3 protein-coding genes and 2 rRNA genes (1 of these 5 only partly in view) are annotated in these 5,000 nt (G+C 53.0%); all 5 read right to left on the bottom strand.

Annotated features, from left to right (window positions below; genetic code table 11):
- Nucleotides 1-722, bottom strand: a 23S ribosomal RNA gene (locus CIG75_RS18220); it reaches 2,208 nt to the left of the window's first position.
- A 189-nt stretch (nt 723-911) separates the two neighbouring features.
- Nucleotides 912-2,456: ribosomal RNA gene (locus CIG75_RS18225) — 16S ribosomal RNA — on the bottom strand.
- The 16S and 23S rRNA genes sit together here, the layout of an rRNA operon.
- Before the next feature lie 642 nt (nt 2,457-3,098).
- Nucleotides 3,099-3,437: a hypothetical protein gene (locus tag CIG75_RS18230; protein ID WP_157729638.1), complete on the bottom strand. Its 339-nt coding sequence runs from the start codon at nt 3,435-3,437 to the stop codon at nt 3,099-3,101.
- 78 nt (nt 3,438-3,515) lie between these two features.
- Nucleotides 3,516-3,731, bottom strand: a complete 216-nt coding sequence (locus CIG75_RS20850) for a hypothetical protein (protein WP_157729639.1) — start codon at nt 3,729-3,731, stop codon at nt 3,516-3,518.
- 156 nt (nt 3,732-3,887) lie between these two features.
- A complete protein-coding gene (locus CIG75_RS18235) occupies nt 3,888-4,367 on the bottom strand; it encodes a hypothetical protein (RefSeq protein ID WP_094237937.1) in 480 nt (159 codons plus the stop codon).
- Nucleotides 4,368-5,000: the final 633 nt, after the last annotated feature.

Below are 5,000 nucleotides of genomic sequence, written 5' to 3' on the forward strand. Positions count from 1 at the left end.
TTCGGGTCTACGACCGCGAACTTTCGCCCTCTTCAGACGCGCTTTCGCTGCGGCTCCGGCTTCTCACCTTAACCTCGCCCGCGATCGTAACTCGCCGGTTCATTCTACAAAAGGCACGCCGTCAGGCATTAACGCCCTCCGACTGATTGTAGGCACACGGTTTCAGGTTCTTTTTCACTCCGCTCCCGCGGTGCTTTTCACCTTTCCCTCACGGTACTGGTTCACTATCGGTCGCCAGGAAGTATTTAGCCTTAGGAGGTGGTCCTCCTTGATTCCCACGGGATTTCTCGTGTCCCGCGGTACTTGGGGTTCCGTCTCGGAGTCTGCACAGTTTCGGGTACGAGACTTTCACTCTCTTCGGTCAGCCTTTCCAGACTGTTCGCCTACTGTGCAGATTTGTAACTCCATGTGAGACGCCCCGCAACCCCGCATGGCCGAAGCCACACGGTTTGGGCTGTTCCCCGTTCGCTCGCCGCTACTCAGGGAATCACTGTTGTTTTCTCTTCCTCAGGGTACTTAGATGTTTCAGTTCCCCTGGTCTACCTCTCAACACCTATGGATTCAGTGCTGAGTGACACCCCATTACGAGTGCCGGGTTTCCCCATTCGGACATCCTCGGATCAATGCCTGCTTACGGCTCCCCGAGGCATTTCGGTGTTTGCCCCGTCCTTCATCGGCTCCTGGCGCCAAGGCATCCTCCGTGCGCCCTTCGTAGCTTAACCTAAGTTATTGCATACGAAATGCTGCATTTCTTCATGTCTTGACTCACAATTTCGCTATCCAGTTTTCAAGGAACACATTTGGGAAAGAAAAACCCTTACGGGCTTGATCCCCCAAAACTAAACGAGTTGTCAGAGATGATGCGAGTTTGATAAAGCTTGTTTTATGGTCGTTAGACCGTAAATCCTTAGAAAGGAGGTGATCCAGCCGCACCTTCCGATACGGCTACCTTGTTACGACTTCACCCCAGTCATCGACCCCACCTTAGACGGCTGGCTCCTTACGGTTACCTCACCGGCTTCGGGTGTTGCCAACTCCCATGGTGTGACGGGCGGTGTGTACAAGGCCCGGGAACGAATTCACCGCGGCATGCTGATCCGCGATTACTAGCAATTCCAGCTTCATGCAGGCGAGTTGCAGCCTGCAATCCGAACTGTGAGCGGCTTTTTGGGATTGGCTCCGCCTCGCGGCCTCGCAACCCTTTGTACCGCCCATTGTAGCACGTGTGTAGCCCAAGACATAAGGGGCATGATGATTTGACGTCATCCCCGCCTTCCTCCGGTTTGTCACCGGCAGTCAATTGTGAGTGCCCAACTAAATGATGGCAACACAATTTAGGGGTTGCGCTCGTTGCGGGACTTAACCCAACATCTCACGACACGAGCTGACGACAACCATGCACCACCTGTCACCGCTGCCCCGAAGGGAAGGTCTATCTCTAAACCGGTCAGCGGGATGTCAAGTCTTGGTAAGGTTCTTCGCGTTGCTTCGAATTAAACCACATGCTCCACTGCTTGTGCGGGCCCCCGTCAATTCCTTTGAGTTTCAGTCTTGCGACCGTACTCCCCAGGCGGAGTGCTTAATGCGTTAGCTTCGGCACTGAGGGTGGTACCCCCCAACACCTAGCACTCATCGTTTACGGCGTGGACTACCAGGGTATCTAATCCTGTTTGCTCCCCACGCTTTCGCGCCTCAGCGTCAGAAATCGGCCAGCAAGGCGCCTTCGCCACAGGTGTTCCTCCACATCTCTACGCATTTCACCGCTACACGTGGAATTCCCCTTGCCTCTCCGATCCTCAAGCCATCCCGTATCCAAGGCAGTCCCAAGGTTGAGCCTTGGGCTTTCACCCCGGACGCAGATGGCCGCCTGCGCGCGCTTTACGCCCAGTGATTCCGGACAACGCTTGCCCCCTACGTATTACCGCGGCTGCTGGCACGTAGTTAGCCGGGGCTTCCTCCTCTGTTACCGTCAGGGTGTGAGCATTCTCTTCTCACACTTGTTCTTCACAGAAGACAGAATTTTACAACCCGAAGGCCTTCATCATTCACGCGGCGTTGCTCCATCAGGCTTGCGCCCATTGTGGAAGATTCCCTACTGCTGCCTCCCGTAGGAGTCTGGGCCGTGTCTCAGTCCCAGTGTGGCCGATCACCCTCTCAGGTCGGCTACGCATCGTCGCCTTGGTGAGCCGTTACCTCACCAACTAGCTAATGCGCCGCGGGCTCATCCGACAGTGAAGCGAAAGCTTCTTTCTCGATCTCCTCATGCGAGGAAATCGCTTATCCGGTATTAGCACTCGTTTCCAAGCGTTATCCCAGTCTGTCGGGCAGATTGCCCACGTGTTACTCACCCGTCCGCCGCTAACCTTTGGGAGCAAGCTCCCTCCAGTCCGCTCGACTTGCATGTATTAGGCACGCCGCCAGCGTTCGTCCTGAGCCAGGATCAAACTCTCAATAAAAGTTGAAAAAGTTTGTATCTTGACTCGCATCAGATCTCTGTAACACTCGTTTAGTTTTCAAGGATCAACAACAGGATGCTCATAGTCCAACGTTGCGACATGATGTCGCGTACTTCGTCGGGCTACCATCGTGTGTCGCTCAGTTGCGACGCATATTAACTTACCATGTAGGATACCATAAAGTCAACTGGTAAGTTTTCTTTTTTTATCACCGTCTCGTTCGCGGCGACAGGAATCATCTTACCACGTCTAGCCGCCGCCGTTCAACCCGCTCATGCAAACAAATTCGAACCGAACAACGCGGAACTTTACAATTCGAGATGCCCACTCTTCAATTCGCCACTATACTCATAAACCCGGCCACCTAGAAGGTGAGGTCCATTCTTATTCTTCTCCCAATGCCCAAATCACATGCAGAGCGAACTGTGGACACGATGCTTGTAGTTCGCAAGCCACCGCGGGCAAGAGCGTCAATCCCGTAAACCACACTGGAAGTCTGGAAAATGAGGACAACGATCAAGCCAAAGTGTTCGCCCACTGCCGGATCAGCTTTTTCAGCCGATCTAGAAGTTCCTGCAGTACGTTCAACCACTCCTTCAGGTGTACATCCCCATCACATAGCGAAGACCAAGCGCTTCCAACTCAAACCAAGCACGCTTGCTCTCCCCTGCAGGTTGGAGCAGAATCGAACACCGCTCCAGCGCGTAACATCGACGATGATTGGGGAACGTAGTGCCAAGCGTTGCAAGGTCTGCTGTCGAGCTCTTCCCCCTGCCGAAGCAATGCTTCCCGCTCGGTCTGTTCCTCGATGATTAAAGCGGATTCTTCCGGCGTCAGCACCTCTTCCGCCAAATAAAATGACAATTCAAGTTGATAAGCCGGATAGGACACGAAATGCTCAGTCAGTTCGAGCATCACATCTCGCAGATTGGATCGGGTCGTTACCACAGCCCCTATAGTTCTCAGATCTCCTCCACTCACCGTACCTGCCACCATTCGCTGCGACACAAAGAGATGTTGAGGATTTGAGGATCGGCCACGTCTGCATGATCTGCTTAGTTACTGCTCACCAATTCTTCTGCAGCTTTTTGCATCGGCAACACGCCTGCCGCCAACACGTTTTCCCCCGCGTCTCACCGCATGTTGGTACGTTGCGGACACTACAGGCAGTCGGTTGGGCTGCAAAGCTTTGGACAAGATGCAACACGCTTGATCCAGATACTCCACAGGCAAGTCGAGCCCCGATCGGGCGGTATGCGAACGGACGATTCCCAAACTGTTTCCTCCCGCAAGATCATCTCGATCATCGCACCATCTGGCAGTGACGATGGTGGCCTGAACACGACCAGAGCATTGCTTGCCCCTGCCATGCGGCGATCACATGGGAAGACAAAATCCGCTCCTTCTGTTGCAGTTCACAACAAGTGATCATCACCAATTCCTCGACCAAATCGCTTCCTCTCCTTTTTGCTCATCGTCCAAGCGGGTGATGAGCGATGCAAACGCATAGGAAGCATGATAGAGAATAACCGTCGCGCCCAATAACCAAACCGCCCACTCGTTGCCTCCACTTGCTTGCACCCGTCGCACGGCCTGAACCGAAAGATCGATCACACCGCACAGCGAACATTTCCCTCGATCCATCCGCGCCAAACGCCGAGCGATACGCGGGCTGGTCTTCGCACAAAGTGCCAAGAGCTGTCGGTCCAATGGCCGCCGCAGCACCTCGTCCCAGAACCAGCGCAACGTGTCGAGCCTTGGTTCGGTTGCCGTACCATACTCTACCGTCGATAAGTAGCGCCATTCCGTCCTTTTCTTTTTTACCGGGCTCCGTTTGAGCGGCGAAGGGGCTAAAAAACTTTTGTTCGCAGCGGTGTCGGTGGCGCCTCGCTTTGGATTTCCCAATCGCACGCCTAGTGACGTCCTCCTCAGTTCACACGGAGTTTAAATTGTAGCAAAACGCCTTCTACCAAGCGGGGCAACTCTTTCTGTTTCTCCTTCTCTTGATGGCGGCGTTCACTTTCCTGCCTTATGTCCTGATATCGATCCGAGTCGATGTACAGTGCGATATATTTTGCAACTGCCACTCGATTTCATCAAAATCTACCAAGCGTTGGTCCAGATCATGATGACACAACCCTTGAATCAACTGATGAATCAGTTCCCCGTCTTTTTCCTTTTTTAATCCGTCCCCCATTCAATGAACTAGGTCTCCATCCCCGTCTATTCCCAGCGGCGTCCTACTCGTTCAAAAACCTGCACCCAAGTATCATACCTCCGCTGTAAGATTGGGGGCATTCACAAACCATGTGCTACATCGTTCCCTTTTTAGTTATCTATTGTTATATTTATCTAGATATGATAATAAATCACAAGCGAGAGGTGTCGATTTTGCGTATCGGTACATTGGTACTGTCTCTTGTCCTTTCCACTCTGTTCGCATTGACTGGATGCGGGAATGATAATGCACAAAAAAAAATGCAGAGCAAGCTGCTGCGAATGCTGCAATCTCCGCACAGCAACAGCTTGATACCGTACAAAAGG

The organism is Tumebacillus algifaecis (genome assembly GCF_002243515.1).
GTDB lineage: Bacteria > Bacillota > Bacilli > Tumebacillales > Tumebacillaceae > Tumebacillus_A > Tumebacillus_A algifaecis.